This window comes from Arthrobacter sp., assembly GCF_048266065.1.
In the GTDB taxonomy this organism is placed as follows: Bacteria; Actinomycetota; Actinomycetes; order Actinomycetales; family Micrococcaceae; genus Arthrobacter_H.
In genome coordinates this window covers 42,411-63,467 of record NZ_JBLXAH010000013.1, presented here as the reverse complement: position 1 = coordinate 63,467, position 21,057 = coordinate 42,411, and the positions used below count along the sequence as shown (strand labels likewise).

Below are 21,057 nucleotides of genomic sequence, written 5' to 3'. Positions count from 1 at the left end.
CGGGCCTGCAGGCCCGCCAACGCGTTCTTCACTGATTCGGCACCGGCGATGACATCAACCAGCGCCGGCTCCCCCAGACCCCTGACATCCAGCACCGGCAACACGGACAGGACCGTATCCAACAGCCCCTGGACATCGAGGCCGCCCACATCCAGTGCACCGACCCCGGCAGTCACCCCGGCACCCGTCCCGTCAGGCTCCGCGGCAGGAACGGACACCGGCTCCATGGGGGCCGGATCCTGAACCGCAGAAGATTCGAACATGTATTCGATTCTATCGGGCCGACCCCGTCCAACACCCCGAAAAACCACCCTGTGAGGGGCCCGTGCCCCCTTGCCAGCACGATCCACCACGCACCATGTCCCCCCGGGACGCAGATGCCCCCGGGACGCAGGTCCCCCTGGCATGAATCCGCCCGGCCGTGGCCGGGCATCGCTACAGCAGCGACGCACCCTGCCTGACCAGGGTGTGGCCACCCGAGGAACTCAACCGCAGCCACCTGCCCTGGCCGAAGAGCTGGCTTCGGGCACCCGGACGCAGGAAGCCCAGCGACTCGGCGGCGAAGGCCGCGCCCAGGGGCAGGTCGACATCGGCAGGGCCGTTCTGGCACGGCGCGGACCAGATGCGTCCACGCACTGTATCGAGCACCGGCCGTCCGGCGTTCGGCGGCAGCGCCTCGGCGACGGCGTGCATGCCTGCCTCAGCCTCGGCAGACAAGGCACCGTCGTCGTACTCACCCCGGGCCTCCCAGCCCGACAACGGCGGGGTGATCCCGGCCCAGGCGGCCCGGGATTCGGCGGGCGGCAGCGGCAGCGCGGTGTCCATCTCACCGGCTCGTGCCAGGCGGTCGGTCAGCGCGCCCAGCTCGTAGACGGCCACCAGCCCATCGGCCGTCGCATCGGCGAGCTTGGCCACCCGCAACCCCAGCACCGTGGGCACCGTACTGCCGATGGCCTCCTGGGCCAGCACGGGAACGTAGATGGCCAAGGCCGCGCCGACCACCTGCAACCGGGCCTGCCCATCCTCCACGGTCCGCGCCCGGGCCAGGAAAGTGCGCAGGTCGGACATGGTTTCGGGATCGGCCAGCTGCAGGGCATCGGGAAGCATGCTCCCATGCTGCCACCCCCGGGGGCCCGGGCGCCAAGCGGCCCGCATGCCCGCTTGATTGGCACATGCGGGGCCGGATAGTCTCAAGCGCAGACCACGCCTTACCGAGGAGTAATAGTGACCGATCCCGAATCACCCGAATCCCTCGTGGAGCTCCTTGACCTGGACGGCGACGGACACGTGCGCACCAGCGAGGACATCTTCATCGGCCACACCCCCGCCCAGAGCCGGGATCGGGTCTTTGGCGGTCAGGTGATCGCCCAGTCGGTCATTGCCGCCACGCGCACCGTCGAGGGCGGTCGGCCGATCCACTCGTTGCACGGCTATTTCCTGCGCCCGGGCGACGTGCACCTGCCCATCACCTTCGGCGTCGAACGGCTCCGCGACGGCCGCTCGTTCTCGGCGCGGCGGGTGCACGCCTACCAGAAGGGCCAGCCGATCCTGTCCATGATCGCCTCCTTCCAGGAACCGGCCGAGGGGTTGGAGCACCAGATCGAGATGCCATCAGGCATCCCGGCGCCGGAAGACCTGCCGACCACCGCCGAACTCATCGGCAAGATCAACCACCCCATCGCCCGCGAGTGGGCCTACAAGCGCCCGTTCGACATCCGCTACATCGAACCACCGCTGTACTTCGAACCCCCGGCCGGCGTCGGGCAGACCGCCACGAACGCCCTGTGGATGAAGACCTTCGAGCAGCTGCCCGATGATCCCGCGCTGCACCGTGCCGCCCTGGCGTACGGCAGCGACTACACGCTGCTCGAGTCGGTGCTGCGCCGCCACGGCCTGCCGTGGATCACCCCCGGCATGAACGTGGCCAGCCTGGACCACGCCATGTGGTGGCATCGCGACGTCAAGGTCGACGACTGGCTGCTCTACGTCCAGGAAAGCCCCAGTTCCTCCGGTGCCCGCGGGCTGGGCCAGGGGCGCTTCTTCACCCGGGATGGCGTCCTGGTCGCCAGCGTCGCCCAGGAAGGCATGGTGCGCGTGCCCTCGGACAGGAAGTCCAAGTTCGTCGGAGGGGTCCAATCGCGGATCATGCGCGCGGCCATCAAGCGCGACCAGCACCGCTAGGGAGTGCACGACGGCGGTGCCGGACTCCCGCGGTCTTCCCACCTGATCCCGGCCACCTGACAACAGCGCCCCCGCGGACCTCTCGGTCCACGGGGGCGCTGTTGTTGCTCGGGCTGCGGTCAGCCGCGCGTGAGACGACGGTGCGTGACACGGTGCGGCTTGGCCGCTTCCGGGCCGAGCCGTTCGATCTTGTTCTCTTCGTAGGCCTCGAAGTTGCCCTCAAACCAGTACCAGTTCGCCGGATCGTCCTCGGTGCCCTCATAGGACAGGATGTGCGTGGCCACCCGGTCCAGGAACCAGCGGTCGTGGGAGACGACCACTGCACAACCGGGGAATTCCAGCAGCGCGTTCTCGAGGCTGGACAGCGTTTCCACGTCCAGGTCGTTGGTCGGCTCATCGAGCAGCAGCAGGTTGCCGCCCTGCTTCAGGGTCAGGGCCAGGTTCAGGCGGTTGCGCTCACCACCGGAGAGCACACCCGCCTTCTTCTGCTGGTCCGGGCCCTTGAAGCCGAACGCCGAGACGTAGGCGCGCGAGGGCATCTCGACATTGCCGACCTGGATGTAGTCGTTGCCATCGGAGACGACCTCCCAGAGATTCTTCTCCGGGTCGATGCCGCCACGGTTCTGGTCGACGTAGGAGATCTTGACCGAGTCGCCGATCTTCAGTTCGCCGTCGTCGAGCTCCTCCATCCCCACGATCGTCTTGAACAGGGTCGACTTGCCGACGCCGTTGGGGCCGATCACGCCGACGATGCCGTTGCGCGGGAGCGTGAAGGACAGGTCCTCGATGAGCACGCGGTCCCCGAAGCCCTTCTTGATCTTGTTGGCCTCGATGACCAGCGAGCCCAGGCGCGGGCCCGGTGGGATCTGGATCTCCTCGAAGTCGAGCTTGCGGGTGCGCTCGGCCTCCGCCGCCATTTCCTCGTAGCGGGCCAGACGGGCCTTTGACTTGGTCTGGCGGCCCTTGGCGTTGGAGCGGACCCAGTCGAGTTCGTCGCTGAGGCGCTTGGAGAGCTTCTGGTCCTTCTTGCCCTGGACCTCCAGGCGTGCCCGCTTCTTCTCCAGGTAGGTGGAGTAGTTGCCCTCGTAGGGGTGCAGCTGGCCGCGGTCGACCTCGGCGATCCACTGGGCGACATGGTCCAGGAAGTACCGGTCGTGGGTCACGGCCAGGACGGCGCCGGGGTAGGCCTGCAGGTGCTGCTCGAGCCAGAGCACCGATTCGGCATCGAGGTGGTTGGTGGGCTCGTCGAGGAGCAGCAGGTCCGGCTTCTGCAGCAGCAGCTTGCACAGGGCCACGCGACGACGCTCACCACCGGAGAGGACCGAAACGTCGGCATCTCCCGGGGGGCAGCGCAGGGCGTCCATGGCCTGCTCGAGCTGGGAGTCGATGTCCCAGGCGTCGGCGGCGTCAATGGCTTCCTGGAGTTTGCCCATCTCCTCCAGCAACGAATCGAAGTCGGCATCGGGTGCCGACATCTCCTCGGAGATCTGGTTGAAGCGCGAGATCTTCTCGTAGATCTCCCCGACGCCTTCCTGGACGTTGCCCAGGACCGTCTTTTCCTCGTTCAGGGGTGGCTCCTGCAACAGGATGCCGACCGAGTATCCGGCGCTGAGCCGGGCCTCGCCGTTTGAAGGGGTGTCGAGCCCGGCCATGATCTTGAGGATCGTCGACTTGCCGGCGCCGTTGGGGCCGACCACGCCGATCTTTGCGCCGGGGTAGAACGACATGCTGACATCGTCGAGGATCACCTTGTCGCCAACGGCCTTGCGGGCCTTGGTCATGGTGTAAATGAATTCCGCCATGCCCACTAGGCTAGTCGTTTTGGCCCGTAAATCCCTATTTGGGGTGCGTTCCGGCCGGGGGCGAAAGGGCGCAGGACATCCGGCGGCCCCGTGGACGCCGACGATTCACCCGGCCAGCGGGTGCCGGTCGGAATCCTGGCCCGCAGCGGTGTCGAATGAGCCGCCCCCGCCACCGGCTGGGTCCTCCGGGTCACCGCCGTCGTATTCCTCTCCATCGACGGTGAATCCATGGGCGGAGGCCTCGTCGTCCAGACGGGCCAGCACTTGTGGCAGCCGGTGGAACTCCGAGGTCCCGAATTTCAGGTCGTGGCCGATGAACTGCGCCTCCACGTCGATGCCGACCCCCGTGCTGCCGTCCTCGCGCGTGAACTGGTCGACCTTGGCGTACCCGCCCACGAAGACGCGCTGGCCCTTGCGGATGGACGCCGCGGCGTTCAGGCCGAGCTGGTTGAAGACCTTGATGGTGTACCAGTTGGTGCTCTTGTTCTCCCATTCCCCGGTGTGGGGGTTCTTGCGCCGGTTGTCGGTCCCGACCCGGAACTGGGTGACCTGGAAGTTGTTCGCGTGGGTGCGCGTGAACGGATCCGTCCCGACGTTGCCGACGACGGTGATGAAGTTGTTGGCGTCTCTCATGGTGTCCTCCAGGACTGGTTGCTGTGCGGGACATCGCCGTTCCGCACCATCAGATTCCCCGAACGAGCCCGCGGGGTGGCCCGGCTGCTGCGCTGCTGTGGACGGTTGGTGCCCCGGCGGCGGGGAACGGCCGGCTGTGAGGGGTTCGCGGTGGAATGTGGCACCGGCGTCGCTGATCGCTAGAATGATTCGTGTTGCCCCGTGGGGCACCGGCCCCCGTAGCTCAGCTGGATAGAGCAACAGCCTTCTAATCTGTCGGTCGCGCGTTCGAATCGCGCCGGGGGCACCAATAGAGGCCCGGAATCATACGTATCCCGGGGCTCAGCTTTCTCTTTGACCACCCGCTCCGGTGGCAATTTGGTGGCAATTAATCCGAGCGGCGCTTCCGGAACACACCCAGCGACACCACGCCGGGCACCCCCTGATCCGGCGCAGGCGCAGGACCCGCGGCCCAGAGGTCAGCGCCGACCTGCGCGGCCACGTCCTGCTTCATCTCGTCCAGGACGTGCTGGTACCGAGTCAGCATGGAGGCCTGCGACCAGCCCAGGATGTCCATGACCACCCGCGGATCCGCGCCCAGCAACAACAGGGTGGTCGCCGCCGTGTGCCGGGCATCATGCGCCCGGACCGGCGGGACGCTTGCGGCCTTGTGGAACTCCTTCCAAGCGACCCAGTCCGACCCGCTATCCCGGGCTTGACCATCCGCGCGCGGCCAGACGAGCCCGACGGTTTCACCGTTCGCCGAAGTAGAGCCAATCCACTTCTCCCCCACTGCAGCACAGTGTCCGAGCTGCTCCCTCATCGCGGCGATCCTCGCGGGCCTTTGGCACGCGCCGTGTCGGTGGCTGGAACCCCGCCTGCCGGACTGGCTGACCCAGTTCCTACTCGGCTCTGCCAAACAGCCCATGTACGAGCAAGACCGCTGCGTGGGAATTCGTGTGGATCCGGGCGGCAATGCCGCGACCTCCACCCCGGCTTCGGACCCGGTCAACCACTGCCCGAAGACCGGCCCCGGCACCTCGCCGAAAACCAGTAGCGCCCCATCCTCATTGCTAGGGTGGGGCGCTACTCATATGTCCGGGGAGACCGCCTGCGATACGGGCCCTTGTTTGAGGCGGCACTTCCCGTGGATACGCTGATCCGACACCGAGGATTGATATATGGGGGGACAAATGGACAAACAGGGCCGACGCAGTCGCGTCTTTTGGGGTACGCCGCCAGTAACCTGAGAGCACGCGATTCCAAAGTGGATTGCAGTGGATCCACAATTTGCTCAAGTCATCGCGGGATACGCGCCACAACCGAAGCTCCAACTGAGACGTGAGGCCCTTGGACCCGACAGCTTCGAAACTTGGATTCGAGACACTCAAACCGGGCGTCTCGACAAGTCAGAGATCAAGGTAGTCTGCGGCGATTGCAACGGCGGTTGGCTGAGCAATCTGGAGGAGGACGTGGCACCCATTCTGAAGCCGTTGATGTCCGGCGAGTCCAAGCATATGAAGACTGCTGAGCGGGTACTTCTTGCTAGGTGGGCGATGAAGACGGCCTTCATGGTTGAGTTCGCGGCTCCTAGTACTCGAACGGTCTTGCCTGCGCAATTGGGACAGTTCAGGATGGGCGCTGCAGAAATCGATGGGGTACTGGTTATCGGGGGACGACGCGTGAGCGACACAGGAATAGCGGCTTTCCATACGAAGATGGAGTAGTCCGACGGTCAGGTTATTCGGAAGATCGTAGGACGGGCGGGAACAACAGTGCTTGGTTTTGGGAAGGTAGCGTTCGTTGTGATCACCGTGTCCGGTGAAATGCCGATGGATTTGTGTAGCACCATGGTTCCGAGAGGATTGCAGGAAGTGGTGCCTCGGGCGGAGAATGCAGATTTGGAGCTTTCCGGCGAGATGACAGACCGCGACGTGGATGCACTGCGCTTCTGATAGCGACGACAGGTGGTGGAGAATGAACTTGAACCATCGCGCCAGCCGTCCCGGGTGGCGACGCCGTTTTCTGTAACGCGATTCAGCGACCCCGATTAACCGCTCCGGACACTCCACCTTCTGCCTGACCAACAACATTATTTGCCAACGTGCCAATTCGCGAGGAACGTGGTCCGATCATCGGGGATGTGGGGCGCCCTGCTGTTTGGTCGTACAAATCAGCGCGCTCTCCTGAAATCGCAGAGCATACGAAAATGGGCAACCACTCACTTACAGGTTCCGGCGGCCGTACGTCTCCAGGGCTTGTAACAGTCCGCGGATCCGCCCGGCCTCCAACGAAGTTCTCTGAGGGGTGTCGTCGCGTGTGCAGACTTGTCGGACTGCACTGATGTGTTCTTCGATGGTCGTGACCAGAGTTCGCAGGTTTTCCCTCGGGCACCGCGCAGGTCCGCCCAAATAGTAGACAGTTCCCTGCTCGCGGATTTCGAAGAACCTTTCAAAGCGCTCCCCGGAGAACCGGCATTCTTCAAAGAGCGACTGAGCTACCTCGCGTATCTCGAGGGGGGCGGTCATTTGGAGGAGCTCGTTGCGGTGGCGACATTCCGAAATGAGATCGAGTACTTCGCGGCGATAGCGAAAGAGCTCCTTTTTGTTCAGCACTCGATACCCCGAGGGGCTCTGGTCGTCATTTGCTTCGAGTCCTTGGAGCCTATCGAGCAATCCCGATAGCCTCCATGCCGCATCGAGAAGTCGTGCGCCATCTAATCTCGCTTGATGTGTGACGTTGCGCTCGAATTCCTTAGCGGACACACGCAGTGCTATGAAGGCGGCTACCGCGACGCCGAGTACGGCCAAAATGACCTGTAGCCATCCGACAAGGTCGCTCATCCGGTCCTCCGCTTCTTAAGTCAGCTAAGGATACGACGTCTAACGCTTGGCCTGGTCCTCCTACTCCCCCGGACCACCCCCGCCAGACTGTGCTGTCACTCAGGGGCAATTCCAGTGACAATTTTCCCGCATCAGGCGAATTTACCGGCACCTTGCGACAGCGGCCCCCTAAATTATGCGGACGATCGACATAACCGCACCCAGACGGACATAAGCGCAACCGACCAAGGGCTCGCTTCTAATCTGTCGGTCGCGCGTTCGAATCGCGCCGGGGGCACCCCAGCACCAGGAACCGCTGCGCCGTCCCCGGTCCCGCCGCTACCATCGAAGACATGCCACAGCCTCCCCGCGCAGAAGCCATTGCCACAGCCACCGGCATCAGCTGGTCCGCATGGTGCGACCTGCTCGATCGCGCCTCGGGCCCCTCACTCCCCCACGATCGCCTCGCCGTCCTGGCGGCGGACCACATCGCAACGCAGGCGGGCTCCTCGGCCGCCGCATCCAACCACGAATGGTGGGCCCAGGGCGTCGCCATCGCCTACGAACAGCAGATCGGCCGCCGCGTTCCCGGACAAACCAGCCGCGGCGACTTCCAGGTCGGGGTGAGCAAGACCTTTGCCGGGAACCTGGACGCGGCCCTGGACGCCTGGCTCGAGCTCATCGGCGCCCGGACCTCCATCGGAGGAGTCCGGATGGAGGGGGAAGCCCGGGTCTCCTCCACGGAAAAATGGCGGTATTGGCGGGTTGACCTGGCCGACGGAACGCGGGTGAGCGTCGACATCGGCCGAAAAACCGATCAAAAGTCCACCGTCGGCATTAACCACACTAGACTGGACTCAACGGAACTGGTCGAGGAATGGCGCGGCGTCTGGAAGGGGATCCTGGCCGACCTGTCCTGACTCCGTGAACACCCACCCCGTCATCGGCAGGAGTAGTACCAAGGTGTCAACCACGCAGTCGACAACGGCGCGGGGCAACCTCGCCGTCTGGCGCAACGCGGTCTTCGTCGTCTTCGGCATCTCGGGCCTCGGCTTCGCGTCGTGGGTCTCGCGCATCCCAGCGGTCCGCGACGGCATGCACCTGAGCACCGAGACCGTCGGCCTGCTCCTGTTCGGTCTCGCCATCGGATCCATCACCGGGTTGGCGGTGGCCCCGACCTACATGTCACGCGTCGGGACGCGCCGCGCCCTGCGGCATTCACTGATCGCCATGGCCGGTGCGACGGCCCTGCTGGGATTCGCGGCGGGTACCATCGGGTCCTTCGCCCTGTCGGCGACGATCCTGTTCCTCTTCGGTTTCTTCTACAGCATCACCGACGTGGTCATGAACGTCGAAGGGGCCTCTGTGGAGAAGGCCGCCGGCAAGACGCTGCTGCCGCTGATGCACGCCTACTTCAGCTTCGGGACGATCATCGGTGCCGTGGCCGGTGCCGTGGCGGCCCACTACCGTCTGGGGATCGGCCTGCACTTTGCCGTGGCAGGGGTCCTCATCGCGGCGGCCGGGGTGCTGGCCGTGCGCTTCATCTCGTCGGCCGACGGCCACGAACCACGTGCAGCGGCCGACGTGTCCGGCGTGGGTGCAACCGCCAGGCCCCGGGCTTCGGGCGGATTCGCCCGTCGTGCGCTCGGACGCGTGGGCGGGTCGCTGCGGATGGCGCTCGAACCGCAGCTGCTCTTCCTGGGTCTCATGGTGATCGGCATGGCCTTCGTGGAGGGGGCAGCGAACGACTGGCTCCCGCTGGCCGCCGTCGATGGCCACGGATTCGACAATGCCGGCGGAGCATTGGTCTACGGGACGTTCGTCGGCGCCATGACGGTCGGCCGGGCGGCGGGCGGGCCACTCATCGACCGGTTCGGCCGCCGGCTGACGCTGACGTTGATGGGCTCGCTCGGTTTCGTGGGCATCATGGTCTTCATCCTGACGAACGAACACTGGACGGCCTTCTGCGCCGCGGCCCTCTGGGGCCTGGGCGGATCCCTGGGGTTCCCGGTCGGCATCTCAGCAGCCGCCGACCACCCCACCCAGGCAGCCCGCCGGGTGTCCATCGTCTCGATCTTCGGCTACACGGCATTCCTGGTCGGCCCACCGGTCCTGGGGTTCATCGGCGAACACCTGGGCATCCTGGACGCCTTCTACGTGGTCGCCGGCATGCTGTTGATCGCCCTGCTGGTCACTCCGCGCGCGATGGCCGCCCGGGACCGCTGAACCCCCAGCGGCTACCGTCCGCCGCGCGCCATCCAGTCGGCGAGCGGAACCTCGCCGTCGCAGAAGTTCAGCGTCTGGCCGATCGTTGCCGGTTGGGACAGCGCCTCGGCGATCGCCAGGGCGACGTTGGCCCGCGAGGTCGGGATGTCGCCGGTGATCGGGTGTTCCAGCGGAGTCACCATGCCGGTGGCCGGTTCCAGGGTCAGCCGGCCTGGGCCCAGCACCGTCCAGTCCAGCGCGGATTTGCGCAGGTGCTCATCTGCGGCGATCTTGGCCGCCTGGTAGGGGTAGAACGGGTCATCCAGGTTGGTGAGGTACTGCGTGTCGGCGGTGGCGAAGGAGACCATCACGAAGCGGCGCACGCCCGCGGCCATCGAGGCGTTCATGATGCGGATCGCCGCGTCACGGTCCACCGCGTAGGTGCGGTCGGCGTCACCGCCGCCTGCCCCGGCACTGAAGACGACGGCGTCGAACCCTTCCAGGGCGGGTTCCAGTTCCGGGCCGTGGGCCTGTTCGATGTCCAGCACCAGCGGTGTGGCACCGGCGGCGCTGACCTCCGCCGCGTGGTCCGGGTTGCGGATGACCGACGTGACGGCGTCGCCGCGCCCGCTCAACTCGCGGGCCAGCAGCAGGGCGACCTTTCCGTGGCCGCCGATCACGACGATGTTCATGGGCGTTCTCCTGGGGTGCGGGGTGAGGGGTTGGTGTCCGGGCGGGGCACGGCTCAGTGGCCGAACGTCATCGGATCGGCCGGTGCCGGGCCGGTGCCGTCCAGGCCGTCGATTGCCGCCATCTGCGCCTCGTCGAGCTCGAAGGAGAAGACGTCGAGGTTCGAGGCCTGGCGGTCGGGCCGGGTGGACTTGGGGATCGGCGAGGCACCGTGCTGCAGGTTCCAGCGCAACACCACCTGGGCGGGGGTGACGGAGTGGGCGGTCGCCGCGGCGGTGACCGGCTCGGCCTCCAACACGGCTCCGCGGCCCAGCGGGCTCCAGGCCTGGGTCAGGATTCCGTGCTTTTCGTGGAAGGCGATGTCATCGGCGCGCATCCACAGCGGGGAGTGCTGGATCTGGTTCACGTCGGGCACCACCCCGGTGGCGTCGATCAGTTCGGTGAGCTGGTCCTGGGTGAAGTTGGACGTGCCGATGGCCCGGACCTTGCCCTTGGACAGCAGCTTGGCCAGGCCCTTGTAGGCGTCCACGTAGGTGCCCTGGGCGGGGTTGGGCCAGTGGATGAGCAGCAGGTCGATGTAGTCCAGGCCCAACCGCTCGATCGAATGGCGCCAGGCGGTGCGCACGCCGTCGAAGGAGTGCCATTCGGCGTTGAGCTTGGTGGTGACGAACAGTTCGCTGCGGGCCAGCGGCGACCGGGCGATCGCCTGGCCGACCCCTTCTTCGTTGCGGTAGTTCTCGGCGGTATCGATGAGCCGGTATCCGGCCTCGATCGCGTGCAGCACGGCGGCGCCGGCTTCGGTATCGTCCATGGGCCAGGTGCCCAGTCCGATCATCGGGATCTCGGCACCATTGGCGAGCTTTTTGACGGGAACTGCGGCTGGGTTCTCTGACATTCCCTCATGCTAACGTGCTGTGCCCGATCATTGGTGGATCCGCCACCGGGCAGGCTCGATAGGGTGGGGCAATGGACACCAGCACCTCCCCCGCGCCCCGCGCCCTCGCTGCGGGCCACCTCGACGTCGACGCGCTGCTCTTCGACCTGGACGGCACGCTGATCGATTCGACCCTGGCCACCGAGATCTGCTGGGAGCAGTGGTCCCACCGCCTCGGGCTGGGTGAGCACGGCGACCACCCGCATGGCGTGCCGGCCCGCGACGTCGTCGCCGCCCGCGTCGAACCGGCCCGCCGGGCGGAGGCACTGGAGCTGATCGAACGCCTGGAGGTGGAGCAGACCGAAGGCATCACGATCAAGGACGGCGTCGCCGAACTGCTGGCCAGCCTGCCACCTGAACGCTGGGCGATCGTGACCTCCTGCACCGCCGAACTGGCCGCGGTGCGCCTGGGCCTGGTGGGCATCGAGGCCCCCGCCGTGCTGGTGACCGCCGACTCGGTCTCCCGCGGCAAACCCGACCCCGAAGGCTACCTGGCAGCGGCTTCCGCCCTGGGCGTCGAGGCGGCGCGGACCCTGGTGTTCGAGGACGCGCCGGCCGGCATCGAGGCGGGCAACGCCGCCGGGGCGTGGACGCTGGGCATTGCCGGAACGTACGACGCCGGTGCGCTGGCTGCCTCGCGGATCGTCACCACGCTGGCCGGCACCACCGTGACGGCGGCCGCCGGTGCCGCGGCCTTGCGGGTGGATTTCCCGCGCGGCTGACGCCCTGTGACGAAGCACACAGGCCGGTCGGGAAATATGCAGACGCATGTACAGGTTGGGCTTCATGACACAGCAACCACCTGACGGCAGGCCCCCAACGGCGCCCGCCACGTCGCTTCGGAAGGACCACCCATGACCGCAACGCTTCCCGATCTGGACCACGAGCTGGCCATCGACGCCACCACCGCCGATGCCCTCTTCTTGGAGGCACGCACCGCCAACACGTTCTCCGACGAGCCGGTCAGCGAGGAGACCGCCCGGGCGATCTACGAGCTCACCAAGATGGGCCCGACGATGATGAACAACCAGCCGATGCGCATCACCTGGGTCCGTTCGGCCGAGGGCCGCGAAAAGCTGGCGAACCGCATGGCCGAGGGCAACCGCGAGAAGACGCTGACGGCCCCCCTGGTTGCCGTGCTCAGCTCCGACGTCGACTGGCACGAGCACTTCGGCACGTTCTTCCCGCACGCCGCCGAACGCAAGGGCATGTTCGACGGCGAGGAGCAGGCGGGCATGCGCGCCGTCGTGGCGAACAACAACGCCCACCTCCAGGCCGGCTACTTCATCATGGCGGTACGCGCCGTGGGCCTGCGCGCCGGACCGATGGGCGGCTTCGACGCCGCGGGGGTGGACGAGGACTTCCACGCGGGAACCAACCAGAAGACGTTCCTGGTCGTGAACATCGGCAAGCCGGGCGAGAACCCGTGGTTCCCGCGCCTGCCGCGGCTGGACTACGACGTGGCCACCACCACCGTCTAGCCACCCACCAGGTCACCAGCCGGGACCCCCGGGCCCCGCGGCGCGTCAGCCCGCGGTGGTCCCGGGGGTTTTTGCCGCCCGGTAGGTGTCCATCTGGGCCAGCCGGCGGCGCAGGGACTCCTGCCGCTGGCGGTCCCTGCCGGCGGTCAGCTCGATGTGGGCGCGCCCGAAGCGCCATAGCAGCATGTCGTCCAGCAGGCGGTCGGGCCCGGGCGAGTAGCGGTGGTCCAGCGCCTTGCGCACCTCGGTGATGGCCTCGGCGTCGAGCAACCCGGCGAGCTCCGTCGTCGTCCCCAGGTCGTGGGCAGCCAACAGTTCGGCCGCCCAGCCCCAGTCGTCGTCGGCCTTGCGGTCCACATGCGGCAGCAGGGTCTGCCAGATCTCGCGGATGCGGTCGGGGTCCAGGGCGACGGCCCCCTCGCCCTCGGTGTCCCAGTAGCCGGTGACGGCCAGGTAGCGGTCGTGCAGTTCCTCGAACGTCGATTCGACGGCCTCGAGCATGGCGGCGGTGGCGGTGAACTGGCGGTCCAGGTACGGGCTCCAGGCACGCGGGTCGACCTTCTTGAAGCGGATGTCGTGCTCGATCTCGCTCCAGGCGTGGGCCAGGATGGTGCGGATCTGCGTCTCGAAGATGTAGTTGCCGGTCACCCTGATGTTCTCGGCGAGCGTCTCCTGGTAGCCGCGGACGACGTCGTTCTGCCGGGTGCGCAGGTTCAGGTGCCGGCTGGAGTAGCCGTAGGTGCCGGATTCGACCGACCCGATGTCCTTCTCCCGGTCGGAGCGGACGTCGAATTCGTTGCGGCGGCGTTTGATCAGCCCCGCGGCGTCGCGGACCTCGTGGGGCAGGGCGACGATGACGCGCACGCCCACCAGGTCGTGCAGGTCGCGCAGCGGGTGCGGGAATTCCAGTTGCGGGTCCCCGCCGGGTTCGTCGGGTTCGAGCATGCGCGAGGCCTTGTCGCGGAACGAGTCGACCGTCTTGGTGCGTCCGGTGATGAACAGCGGCTGCAGCTCGGCATCGGCGAAGATCGCGCGGATGCGGGTGGTCACGTCGTCGGTGACGGCCTCCAGGGCCGGGCGGATGCGCTCGTACTGCCGGGCGGACTCCTCGACCTCGGGTTTGAGCCGCTCGTCCAGTCGATCGAAAACTGCTCCCACGATGCCCCGTCTCCTCGCCGCATTCTCTCCAGCACACACCCTACCAACCGCCGTCGTGCCGAGGATCACCGCACAACCGGTGCCCACCTGCGGCGTGTTGGACGTGGCCGGGAGGTAAACTGGGGACATACGACGGCGAATCCAGCCGCATTTCCCGTTCACCTCGGCACCGCAGGGGCCCGACCCCGCCCTGCCGGACATCATCTGCGGACCAGCGATCCGCAACCAGCAGCAACCCCCCAGGAGAAGCACCCCTTCATGACCGCATCTGCCACGGAACTTTCGACCGAAACGCTGTTCAGCCGCCGCTACGAGGAGCAGATCGCCCCCGTGAACCGGCTTCTTGACGAGACGGCCCTGCTCCGCCCCGGCAGCTCCGTCAGCTACGTGGACCCGCAGCACGATGTCGACCAGGTCAAGATCATCTCCTTGTTCTCCAACATCGGCACCGCGGACCCCAGCGGCTTCATCACCCCCGGCGACGCCGATGCGGCCACCCGCATGGTCGGTCTGCAGTGGCAGCTGGGCCTGCGCCCGGAATACGTGCTGCCGTGGAACGTCTCCCCCTGGCACATCGACGGCGAGGCCAATGGCCGTTTCGAACCGGCACAGATCACCTCGGGCCTGAAGCCGCTGCTGCGCCTGCTCAAGCTCGTCCCACGCGCCTCCGTCCTGGTGGCCCACGGCACCGAGGCCCACCGCCTGGCCGACCAGCTGACCAAGACGCAGAACCCGTTGCTGTGGCGCCGCGGTTTCAAGACCTACAAGGTCAAGTCCCTCGACGGCCGCGCCTTCGCCGGCTCGCCGGAGCGCCAGCAGGGCCACCTGGATGCGATGCAGGCCGCCTACGCCGACGCGATGGCCCGCACCGGGATCGCCTCGATCCGCTGACCCCTGCGCCCGGGTGGCCCCCGGGACACGCCACGGCGTCCACCGGCAACGGTAGGCGCCGTTCGTCGTCGTACCGCGCGGTGGGCCCGGTGGTGGGCCCGGTGGCCTGCACGGGTGGCAGCGGTGGCACCGCTAAACTCGTAGCCATGCCCGACGCCCCTCCCGCAGCACCCGACGCCCCCGAGAACGCACTGCCCCCCATCGGCCGCAGGCATCGGCTGCAGCTGGCGGCCGTGATGGCCGCGGCGACCGTGCTGTATGTGGCGCACTCGCTGCTGCGCTACCGCAATTTCGAGTCCAAGGGCTACGACCTGGGCATCTTCGACCAGGCGGTGCGCCAATACGCGCTGTTCAAGGCGCCGATCGTGCCGGTCAAGGGAGTGGACTTCAACCTGCTCGGGGACCACTTCCACCCGATCATCGCCCTGTTCGCCCCGTTGTACTGGATCTGGCCCGACCCGCGCATGCTCGATTTCGGCATGATCGCCCTGCTGGTCGTCACGGCCATCCCGGTGTACTCGTTCGCCCGCAAACACCTGGGCCACCGCGGCGGGCTGCTGACCGCGGCGGCACTGCTGTTGTGGTGGCCGTTCCAGGCGATGGTGAACTGGGACTTCCACGAAGTCGCGTTCGCCGTGCCGCTGATGGCGTGGATCGTCTGGGCGTTCGACAGGTCCCGCTACTGGCTGGTGGTCGGCCTGTCGGCGGCGCTGCTGCTGGTCCGCGAAGACATGGGGATCACCCTTGTCGCGGTGGCCATCGTGCTGGGGTTCCACCGCCAGTGGGGCAAGGCGGTGCTGCTGGCCGTGTCGGGGGTGGCCGGCTACCTGGTGGTGACCAAGGTGCTGGTCCCGTATTTCGCCCCGCCGGATGCCATGTCCTACTGGCAGTTCACCGCCCTGGGCCCCACCATGGGGGCCGCCATCGCGTTCATGCTCAGCCACCCGTTGAAGTCGATCGGGCTGCTGTTCAACCACGAGCTGAAGGTCCTGCTGTGGCTGATGACGTTCGTCCCGTTGGCGCTGCTGCCCTTCTTCTCCCCCTACGTGATCCTCGTGGCCCCGAGCCTGCTGTCCCGCCTGTTCAACGACCGGCTGAACACCTGGGCCCCGGTCTACCAGTACGACGCGATGCTGGCCCCGGTGCTGATCATGGCCTCCGTCCACGTGCTCGCCAAGATCATCGCGCGCACCGGCCGGGTCAAACTGCGCGTGGGGGCCCCCGCCTACCTGCTGGTGCTCGCGTTCATCTGCACGCTGTTCATCCACGCCGTCTTCCCGCTGGGCCGCACGCTCACCGGGGCGAACTGGGCCATGCCGGAGATCGCGAAGGCCCAGGCCCGGGCCGTGGCGATGATCCCCAACGGTGTCTGCGTGGAGGCCGCCGACACGGCGGTCCCCCACCTGGTCCAACGCATCTATGTGGGCCTGAACGGGGACATCGGGGATGAGCTCTCCAGCTGGATGATCATCGACTTCAACGTCGACGAACTCGGCGGCTGGGACCCCCTGTCACCGCAACAGGCGCTGGAACGCGGGAAGAAGCTGGGGTTCCAGGTGGTCTCGAAGGACGACCACGGGATCTGGGTGCTGCACCGCGACATCCCGGTCAGCCCGGTCTGCAGCAACTACCTGCCCTACGACTGAGCCTGCCTCAGAGCCCGAGCTCGGCGGCCAGGTCCACGCCCTCGACGTGGTGGACAGTGCGCATCCCGAGGCCGCGGGCCGCTTCGAGGTTTTCGGCCTTGTCGTCGATGAAGACGACGGCGGAGGCCTGGGTATCCAGGTCGGCCAGGACATGCTCGTAGATCCGCCGGTCAGGTTTGGCCAGCCGGAGCGGGCCGCTGAAGAAGAGCCGGTCGAAGCCGCGCGGCCAGTCGGCCTCGGCGGTGTAGATCTCCGATTGGCGCACCGGCATGTTGGACAGCAACGCCAAGCGCGCCCCGGAGGCCCTCAACCGCTCGAGCACCCGGGCCGTTGCCGGGTTCTGCCTTGCCCACAGCGCGGCATCGAGGCGGTCCAGCCGCTCGATCTCCGGCGGGTGGACGTCGCGTTCGAGGACGGCGGTCCAGTAGTGCGCCGACGTCAGTTCCCCGGCATCGAAGGCGTGGCGGTGGGCCCAATAGCTGCTGTCGGGGGCATCGAGGTCCCTTCCGGTCGCCGCGTTGAGCCGCTGCCAGTCGGCGGTGTCCGGCGCCAGGGACAGGACCATGCCATAGTCGAAGAGGTACCAGTCGACGTCGTGCGGTGCGGGGGCCATGACCCCAGCGTATCGGCAGCCCGCCCGCGTGCGGTGTAGCCTCGCAAGCGGTCCCCGACGGCACACGGGACCGCCAGGCGGAACGAGGCGAGGAGCGCACAGCGATGATCCAGGACGAGGAGATCAGCGTCGGCCAGTTGGCGGCACGCAGCGGCGCCGCCGTTTCGGCCCTGCACTTCTATGAGCGCAAGGGGCTCATCCAGAGCCACCGGACCAGCGGCAACCAGCGCCGGTATGCCCGCTCGACACTGCGCCGGGTGGCTGTCATCCGGGCCGCACAACGCGCTGGCATCCCGCTGGCCTCGGTGCTGGAGGTGTTCGAGTCCCTGCCCGCCGACGGGGTGCCGGACCAGGGCGATTGGCAGCGGCTCTCGGAGGCGTGGCGGGCGGAGATCGACTCCAGGATCTCCCTGCTCGAACACCTGCGGGACCGCCTGGATGGCTGCATCGGGTGCGGTTGCCTGTCGTTGGCGAGTTGTGGCTTCGTCAACCCCGGGGACGAATGGGGCTCCGCGACCACCGGCGCGCCTGGCCTGGACGCCTGAACAAAACGTTACGTCCGGCGGGCCGGTTTGACCTCAACTTAGGTTGAGGTTCTAGGGTCGTCAGTGTCCCCGCGACACCGGGGACCCGCAGACGAAAGAACAGGTATGACCACCCTCAGCCACCGTCCGACAGCGACCGACTCCGACGCAGCACTGTTCCGGGACGCCTTCCGCGGCCACCCCGCCGGCCTGGCGGTCATCACCGCCGCCGGGCCCGACGGGCCCATTGGCCTGACGGCGTCCTCGGTTTCCTCGGTCTCGGTGGACCCGCCGTCGCTGGTGTTCTCGCTGTCGGGGCGGACCACCGCCCCGCTGCTGGCCGCCGCCGACACCGTGGTGGTGCACCTCATGGACTCGGCGCACCAGGGGCTCGTCCACACCTTCGCCACGCCGGGCACCGCGCGCTTCACCGCTGACATGGACTGGGAAACGCTGCCCACCGGTGAACCGCTGCTGCACGGCGGCACCTGGGCACTGCGCTGCGCGGTCGCCCAACGGATCGACGTCGGATCCTCGCGGGTCGTGATCGCCACCGTCCTGCAGGTCCGCCGCCAGTCGGACGGCACCGAGCCGCTGGTCTACCACGACAGGACCTACCACCGCCTCGGCAGCGGATCGACCCTGGCCGGCTAGGACCCGCCGGCGAGGGGCCTCCCGCCCTTTCCCCGGGCCGCACACCGGAGGATCATGGGAACCGGTAGCGGGGTCAGGAGGCGCAGATGCGCGCGATCATCATCGGGGCGGGAATCGCCGGACTGGTCACGGCCCGCCAGCTCGGTCTCGCCGGGTGGCAGGTCGACGTCGTCGAACAGTCCCCCGGGCCACGGGACGCCGGCTACATGATGGACTTCTTCGGCCCCGGCGTCGAGGCCTCCGAGCGGATCGGCCTGTACCCGCGGCTGGTGGACCTCGCCTATGCGGTGGAGGCCGCCACCTACGTGGATTCCAGCGGGAAGGCCACGGCCCGGCTCGACTACGAACGCTTCGCCCGGGCGGCCGGGGGCAAGGTGCTCACCCTGCTGCGCCCCGACATGGAACTGGCCGCCCTTGCGGCGCTGGACGACGTCCCGTCAGGACGCCTTCACCTGCACTACGCCCGTCGTCCCACCGGGTACAGCGACGCCGGCGGCACCGTGGCCGTCGATCTCGCCGGCACGGAACCGGCCCGGCTGGAGGCCGACGTGCTGATCGGTGCCGACGGCATACATTCGGCGGTCCGCGGCGCGCTCTTCGGCCCCGAAGAACGCTACCTGCGCCCGCTGGGCCTGCGCGCCGCCGCCTACATTGCGGAGGAACCGGCTCTCGCGGCACGGCTGGGCCGGCGGTTCGTGCTCACCGACAGCCTGGACCGCACGGTGGGGCTGTACGGGCTGCGCACCGGCCAGGTCGCGACCTTCATGGTCAACCGTGAAACCGGCAGCCCCCACGCCGACGACGCGCCCACCCGCCTGCGCCAGGACTTCGCGGGGCTGGGACCGGAGGTCGACCGGATGCTGGAATTGTGCCCGCCCAACCCGTACGACGACGTCGTGGCCCAGATGGTGATGCCCACCTGGCACCGCGAGAGGACCGTCCTGGTCGGTGATGCGTGCTCCGCGGTGTCGTTGGTGGCCGGGCAGGGCGGATCGCTGGCCATCGCCGGAGGAGCCCTGCTCGGGGATCTGCTCGGCGCGATTGAGACCCCGGACCAGGTCCCCGGCGCGTTGGCCGCGTTCGAGGGCCACTGGCGTCCGGTCATCGAGGACGCCCAGGCCTCGGGTCGGCGGGCCATCTGGATGTTCCTGCCGCACACGCGGCGGCAACAGCGCGTGCGCCGCTGGGTCCTGCGTGCCGCGACGCTGCCGGTCATCAACACGATAGTGGCCCGTCAGATCGTCAAGAGCATCGCCAGCTAGGCCCGCGACCTTCAGCCCGCCGCGGGCACCGGGACGGCCCGCTGGTGCTCCGCAGACGCGTCACGGCGCTCAGCGGCCGTCGCCGAACCGGTCCAGAACCAGAGCGACTATTTCAGCCGGTGGTTCCTGACCGGCCGTCAACAACGGCTCGGTCACCACATCGGCTCCGCACTCCCGCGCCAGGGACGAGAAATGCCCGGGTGCCAGCAGATAGGTAGCCACGACAACGCGGCCGTCCGCGTCGGCGCCATGGCTCCCGTGTTGGGCCCTCGCCTCGGCAAGGTTGCCGCGGGCCGATTCCACGGCCTGCTTGAGCTCGGGGTTCGCCGCCGAGATATACCCGGTGGAGACCGGCTGGCCCAACCAGGCGGCCAGGCTTGCAGCCGTCGCCTCGCAGTCCGCTATGGCACGCTGGTCGTTGGAGCCGGCGCAACCCAGGACGACGTGATCGCCGGGCCTGGTTCCGGCTTCACGCAACCGTCGTGCCAGGACCTGCACCAGTCGTTGATCCGGGCCGAGCGCTCCGCTGACCGTGGTGCCGGGCCTGGCTGCAGCGGCCTCGGCCAGATCAACGTGCACGTGGTATCCGGCCGAGAGCAGCAGCGGGACCACGCGGGTCCTCCCTGCGAGGCCGGCCAATGAGGTCGCAAGAGCGGGTTGCTGAACGTCCACAAACGACTCAACGACATTCAGGTCCGGTCGGCGGCTGGCAACCGCACGGACCAGCGCGCTCACGGCGGCCTGTCCCTGAGGTGAATTCGTGCCGTGCGACACCGCGACCAGGCCGATGGCAGTGGGAGTTTCCACCATCCCTGTCCAGGGCTCGCAGGTGATCGCCGAACCGGTGGCATGCACGGCAGCGGTGGAGACGTCGGCCCATACTCGCGGACGGCGACCGACCGGGCCGCGTGCGAGGATTCCGACGCTCATGCGGCTTCCATCTGCCTGGCCGCTGGGATGCCGACGGCGAGATGACCGCCCTCGACGCGCACCGGATAGGTTGGCAGCACCAGGTCCGGGTTGGTGAGGCACTCTCCCGTTTCCAGGACATACACCTCCTTGTGCAACGGCGAAGCGATGGTCGTCAGCACTCCCCTGGTGCCAACGATGCCCCGTGACATCACATGGGCGCCAGTCGCAGGGTCACTCTGGTCAACCGCGTGGAACTCAGTGGCGGAGAGACGGAAGAGAGCCAGCTGGCGGTCGCCAATCAGTGCGGCTTCCCCCCACGCCTGCTCAAGGTCGTCGGCGCTGCAGACGCGGTGCCATTGGACCTCAGTGGGTGCGGCATGGACGTCGCCGGGGGCCACGACGGAAAGTCGGCCGATCTCGAAGGCGTCACCGTGGAGTTCGGAGGTGGTCAGTGCTGTCATCGTGGACTCCGTTCATCAGGTTGGCTGGTGCACCATCAAGCTATGGGAGCCGTGTTTCGCGTTGGGCCCGCCCAGGTAACGACACTGTAAAAGGCTTCTCACACCACTTGGTGATGGCGGAGTTGGAAGACGACAAATGCCGGAAACAAGAGGGCAACAAGCACGCAACCACGCCCGCCTACGGTGGGAAGACGCTCCGGCCGGCGCCC

General features: G+C 67.6%; 24 protein-coding genes and 1 tRNA gene. 13 read left to right on the top strand and 12 right to left on the bottom strand.

From position 1 onward, the window contains the following. Both ACN0TP_RS17050 and ACN0TP_RS17045 read right to left on the bottom strand, forming a co-directional pair. A partial coding sequence (locus tag ACN0TP_RS17050) for a hypothetical protein (protein WP_417220945.1) occupies nucleotides 1–263 on the bottom strand: 263 nt, incomplete at its 3' end. A 172-nt stretch (nucleotides 264–435) separates the two neighbouring features. Beyond that, nucleotides 436–1,107, bottom strand: coding sequence for a hypothetical protein (locus ACN0TP_RS17045; protein ID WP_417220944.1), 672 nt, complete (start codon nucleotides 1,105–1,107; stop codon nucleotides 436–438). A gap of 117 nt (nucleotides 1,108–1,224) precedes the next feature. Between ACN0TP_RS17045 and ACN0TP_RS17040 the strand changes: the two genes are divergently transcribed. After that, on the top strand, nucleotides 1,225–2,181 hold the full coding sequence (locus tag ACN0TP_RS17040; RefSeq protein WP_417220942.1) for an acyl-CoA thioesterase: 957 nt from the start codon (nucleotides 1,225–1,227) through the stop codon (nucleotides 2,179–2,181). Between the two features lie 119 nt (nucleotides 2,182–2,300). On the opposite strand, the gene ettA is transcribed toward ACN0TP_RS17040, so the two are convergent. Then, nucleotides 2,301–3,983 carry an energy-dependent translational throttle protein EttA gene (gene ettA / locus ACN0TP_RS17035; RefSeq protein WP_417220940.1) on the bottom strand — a complete coding sequence of 561 codons (1,683 nt, stop codon included), beginning with the start codon at nucleotides 3,981–3,983 and terminating at the stop codon, nucleotides 2,301–2,303. A gap of 105 nt (nucleotides 3,984–4,088) precedes the next feature. Further along, nucleotides 4,089–4,616 (bottom strand): single-stranded DNA-binding protein, encoded by a 528-nt coding sequence (locus ACN0TP_RS17030; protein ID WP_417220938.1) that lies wholly within the window; start codon nucleotides 4,614–4,616, stop codon nucleotides 4,089–4,091. Nucleotides 4,617–4,828: 212 nt separating this feature from the next. Here ACN0TP_RS17030 and ACN0TP_RS17025 point away from each other — a divergent pair. Beyond that, nucleotides 4,829–4,905: transfer RNA gene (locus ACN0TP_RS17025), tRNA-Arg, on the top strand. Nucleotides 4,906–4,983: 78 nt separating this feature from the next. Here the strand turns inward: ACN0TP_RS17025 and ACN0TP_RS17020 are convergent. Then, nucleotides 4,984–5,418 (bottom strand): tyrosine-type recombinase/integrase, encoded by a 435-nt coding sequence (locus tag ACN0TP_RS17020; protein WP_417220937.1) that lies wholly within the window; start codon nucleotides 5,416–5,418, stop codon nucleotides 4,984–4,986. A 454-nt stretch (nucleotides 5,419–5,872) separates the two neighbouring features. Here ACN0TP_RS17020 and ACN0TP_RS17015 point away from each other — a divergent pair, with 454 nt between their 5' ends. Together ACN0TP_RS17015 and ACN0TP_RS17010 are read left to right on the top strand one after the other, a co-directional pair. Beyond that, nucleotides 5,873–6,322 carry a hypothetical protein gene (locus ACN0TP_RS17015; protein ID WP_417220935.1) on the top strand — a complete coding sequence of 150 codons (450 nt, stop codon included), beginning with the start codon at nucleotides 5,873–5,875 and terminating at the stop codon, nucleotides 6,320–6,322. A 78-nt stretch (nucleotides 6,323–6,400) separates the two neighbouring features. Then, on the top strand, nucleotides 6,401–6,550 hold the full coding sequence (locus ACN0TP_RS17010; protein WP_417220932.1) for a hypothetical protein: 150 nt from the start codon (nucleotides 6,401–6,403) through the stop codon (nucleotides 6,548–6,550). Between the two features lie 270 nt (nucleotides 6,551–6,820). Here the strand turns inward: ACN0TP_RS17010 and ACN0TP_RS17005 are convergent, their stop codons facing one another. Beyond that, nucleotides 6,821–7,438 carry a hypothetical protein gene (locus ACN0TP_RS17005; protein ID WP_417220930.1) on the bottom strand — a complete coding sequence of 206 codons (618 nt, stop codon included), beginning with the start codon at nucleotides 7,436–7,438 and terminating at the stop codon, nucleotides 6,821–6,823. 332 nt (nucleotides 7,439–7,770) lie between these two features. Here ACN0TP_RS17005 and ACN0TP_RS17000 point away from each other — a divergent pair, with 332 nt between their 5' ends. Both ACN0TP_RS17000 and ACN0TP_RS16995 read left to right on the top strand, forming a co-directional pair. Beyond that, nucleotides 7,771–8,337, top strand: coding sequence for a hypothetical protein (locus ACN0TP_RS17000; protein WP_417220928.1), 567 nt, complete (start codon nucleotides 7,771–7,773; stop codon nucleotides 8,335–8,337). Between the two features lie 43 nt (nucleotides 8,338–8,380). Then, complete coding sequence (locus ACN0TP_RS16995) at nucleotides 8,381–9,643, top strand: MFS transporter (protein ID WP_417220925.1); 1,263 nt, start codon at nucleotides 8,381–8,383, stop codon at nucleotides 9,641–9,643. An 11-nt stretch (nucleotides 9,644–9,654) separates the two neighbouring features. Here ACN0TP_RS16995 and ACN0TP_RS16990 read toward each other — a convergent pair whose 3' ends face one another. Beyond that, nucleotides 9,655–10,314 carry an SDR family oxidoreductase gene (locus ACN0TP_RS16990; RefSeq protein WP_417220923.1) on the bottom strand — a complete coding sequence of 220 codons (660 nt, stop codon included), beginning with the start codon at nucleotides 10,312–10,314 and terminating at the stop codon, nucleotides 9,655–9,657. Between the two features lie 53 nt (nucleotides 10,315–10,367). Then, entirely contained in the window at nucleotides 10,368–11,207 is an 840-nt protein-coding gene (locus tag ACN0TP_RS16985; RefSeq protein ID WP_417220922.1) for an aldo/keto reductase, read from the bottom strand. A gap of 71 nt (nucleotides 11,208–11,278) precedes the next feature. Here ACN0TP_RS16985 and ACN0TP_RS16980 point away from each other — a divergent pair, with 71 nt between their 5' ends. Both ACN0TP_RS16980 and ACN0TP_RS16975 read left to right on the top strand, forming a co-directional pair. Then, entirely contained in the window at nucleotides 11,279–11,968 is a 690-nt protein-coding gene (locus tag ACN0TP_RS16980) for an HAD-IA family hydrolase (RefSeq protein ID WP_417220920.1), read from the top strand. Between the two features lie 132 nt (nucleotides 11,969–12,100). Continuing rightward, nucleotides 12,101–12,727 carry a malonic semialdehyde reductase gene (locus ACN0TP_RS16975; RefSeq protein WP_417220919.1) on the top strand — a complete coding sequence of 209 codons (627 nt, stop codon included), beginning with the start codon at nucleotides 12,101–12,103 and terminating at the stop codon, nucleotides 12,725–12,727. A 45-nt stretch (nucleotides 12,728–12,772) separates the two neighbouring features. On the opposite strand, the gene ACN0TP_RS16970 is transcribed toward ACN0TP_RS16975, so the two are convergent. Beyond that, nucleotides 12,773–13,885: a GTP pyrophosphokinase gene (locus ACN0TP_RS16970; protein WP_417220917.1), complete on the bottom strand. Its 1,113-nt coding sequence runs from the start codon at nucleotides 13,883–13,885 to the stop codon at nucleotides 12,773–12,775. 258 nt (nucleotides 13,886–14,143) lie between these two features. Between ACN0TP_RS16970 and ACN0TP_RS16965 the strand changes: the two genes are divergently transcribed. Continuing rightward, nucleotides 14,144–14,776 carry a uracil-DNA glycosylase gene (locus ACN0TP_RS16965; protein ID WP_417220916.1) on the top strand — a complete coding sequence of 211 codons (633 nt, stop codon included), beginning with the start codon at nucleotides 14,144–14,146 and terminating at the stop codon, nucleotides 14,774–14,776. A 146-nt stretch (nucleotides 14,777–14,922) separates the two neighbouring features. Further along, entirely contained in the window at nucleotides 14,923–16,422 is a 1,500-nt protein-coding gene (locus tag ACN0TP_RS16960; RefSeq protein WP_417220914.1) for a DUF2079 domain-containing protein, read from the top strand. 7 nt (nucleotides 16,423–16,429) lie between these two features. On the opposite strand, the gene ACN0TP_RS16955 is transcribed toward ACN0TP_RS16960, so the two are convergent. Next, nucleotides 16,430–17,035, bottom strand: a complete 606-nt coding sequence (locus tag ACN0TP_RS16955) for an HAD family hydrolase (protein WP_417220913.1) — start codon at nucleotides 17,033–17,035, stop codon at nucleotides 16,430–16,432. Between the two features lie 104 nt (nucleotides 17,036–17,139). Here ACN0TP_RS16955 and soxR point away from each other — a divergent pair, with 104 nt between their 5' ends. The 3 genes from soxR to ACN0TP_RS16940 all read left to right on the top strand — a co-directional run bounded on the left by soxR (nucleotide 17,140) and on the right by ACN0TP_RS16940 (nucleotide 19,475). Further along, the gene (soxR, locus tag ACN0TP_RS16950) at nucleotides 17,140–17,580 is read left to right on the top strand and encodes a redox-sensitive transcriptional activator SoxR (RefSeq protein ID WP_417220911.1); all 441 of its coding nucleotides are present in this window, start codon (nucleotides 17,140–17,142) and stop codon (nucleotides 17,578–17,580) included. A 105-nt stretch (nucleotides 17,581–17,685) separates the two neighbouring features. Beyond that, entirely contained in the window at nucleotides 17,686–18,213 is a 528-nt protein-coding gene (locus ACN0TP_RS16945) for a flavin reductase family protein (RefSeq protein WP_417220908.1), read from the top strand. Nucleotides 18,214–18,299: 86 nt separating this feature from the next. After that, nucleotides 18,300–19,475 carry an FAD-dependent monooxygenase gene (locus tag ACN0TP_RS16940; RefSeq protein ID WP_417220906.1) on the top strand — a complete coding sequence of 392 codons (1,176 nt, stop codon included), beginning with the start codon at nucleotides 18,300–18,302 and terminating at the stop codon, nucleotides 19,473–19,475. A gap of 69 nt (nucleotides 19,476–19,544) precedes the next feature. On the opposite strand, the gene ACN0TP_RS16935 is transcribed toward ACN0TP_RS16940, so the two are convergent. Then, on the bottom strand, nucleotides 19,545–20,405 hold the full coding sequence (locus ACN0TP_RS16935; RefSeq protein WP_417220903.1) for a sirohydrochlorin chelatase: 861 nt from the start codon (nucleotides 20,403–20,405) through the stop codon (nucleotides 19,545–19,547). Next, nucleotides 20,402–20,848 (bottom strand): nitrite reductase small subunit NirD, encoded by a 447-nt coding sequence (nirD, locus tag ACN0TP_RS16930; RefSeq protein WP_417220901.1) that lies wholly within the window; start codon nucleotides 20,846–20,848, stop codon nucleotides 20,402–20,404. The genes ACN0TP_RS16935 and nirD overlap by 4 nt, the downstream gene beginning before the upstream one ends. Nucleotides 20,849–21,057 lie beyond the last annotated feature (209 nt).

Excerpts from the sequence above, each read along its gene's own strand:
- ACN0TP_RS17045 (WP_417220944.1), bottom strand. The coding sequence starts at position 1,107 with ATGCTTCCCGATGCCCTGCAGCTGGCCGATCCCGAAACCATGTCCGAC.
- ettA (WP_417220940.1), bottom strand. The coding sequence starts at position 3,983 with ATGGCGGAATTCATTTACACCATGACCAAGGCCCGCAAGGCCGTTGGC.
- ACN0TP_RS17030 (WP_417220938.1), bottom strand. The coding sequence starts at position 4,616 with ATGAGAGACGCCAACAACTTCATCACCGTCGTCGGCAACGTCGGGACG.
- ACN0TP_RS17020 (WP_417220937.1), bottom strand. The coding sequence starts at position 5,418 with ATGAGGGAGCAGCTCGGACACTGTGCTGCAGTGGGGGAGAAGTGGATT.
- ACN0TP_RS17005 (WP_417220930.1), bottom strand. The coding sequence starts at position 7,438 with ATGAGCGACCTTGTCGGATGGCTACAGGTCATTTTGGCCGTACTCGGC.
- ACN0TP_RS17000 (WP_417220928.1), top strand. The coding sequence starts at position 7,771 with ATGCCACAGCCTCCCCGCGCAGAAGCCATTGCCACAGCCACCGGCATC.
- ACN0TP_RS16990 (WP_417220923.1), bottom strand. The coding sequence starts at position 10,314 with ATGAACATCGTCGTGATCGGCGGCCACGGAAAGGTCGCCCTGCTGCTG.
- ACN0TP_RS16985 (WP_417220922.1), bottom strand. The coding sequence starts at position 11,207 with ATGTCAGAGAACCCAGCCGCAGTTCCCGTCAAAAAGCTCGCCAATGGT.
- ACN0TP_RS16980 (WP_417220920.1), top strand. The coding sequence starts at position 11,279 with ATGGACACCAGCACCTCCCCCGCGCCCCGCGCCCTCGCTGCGGGCCAC.
- ACN0TP_RS16975 (WP_417220919.1), top strand. The coding sequence starts at position 12,101 with ATGACCGCAACGCTTCCCGATCTGGACCACGAGCTGGCCATCGACGCC.
- ACN0TP_RS16965 (WP_417220916.1), top strand. The coding sequence starts at position 14,144 with ATGACCGCATCTGCCACGGAACTTTCGACCGAAACGCTGTTCAGCCGC.
- ACN0TP_RS16960 (WP_417220914.1), top strand. The coding sequence starts at position 14,923 with ATGCCCGACGCCCCTCCCGCAGCACCCGACGCCCCCGAGAACGCACTG.
- ACN0TP_RS16955 (WP_417220913.1), bottom strand. The coding sequence starts at position 17,035 with ATGGCCCCCGCACCGCACGACGTCGACTGGTACCTCTTCGACTATGGC.
- soxR (WP_417220911.1), top strand. The coding sequence starts at position 17,140 with ATGATCCAGGACGAGGAGATCAGCGTCGGCCAGTTGGCGGCACGCAGC.
- ACN0TP_RS16945 (WP_417220908.1), top strand. The coding sequence starts at position 17,686 with ATGACCACCCTCAGCCACCGTCCGACAGCGACCGACTCCGACGCAGCA.
- ACN0TP_RS16940 (WP_417220906.1), top strand. The coding sequence starts at position 18,300 with ATGCGCGCGATCATCATCGGGGCGGGAATCGCCGGACTGGTCACGGCC.
- ACN0TP_RS16935 (WP_417220903.1), bottom strand. The coding sequence starts at position 20,405 with ATGAGCGTCGGAATCCTCGCACGCGGCCCGGTCGGTCGCCGTCCGCGA.
- nirD (WP_417220901.1), bottom strand. The coding sequence starts at position 20,848 with ATGACAGCACTGACCACCTCCGAACTCCACGGTGACGCCTTCGAGATC.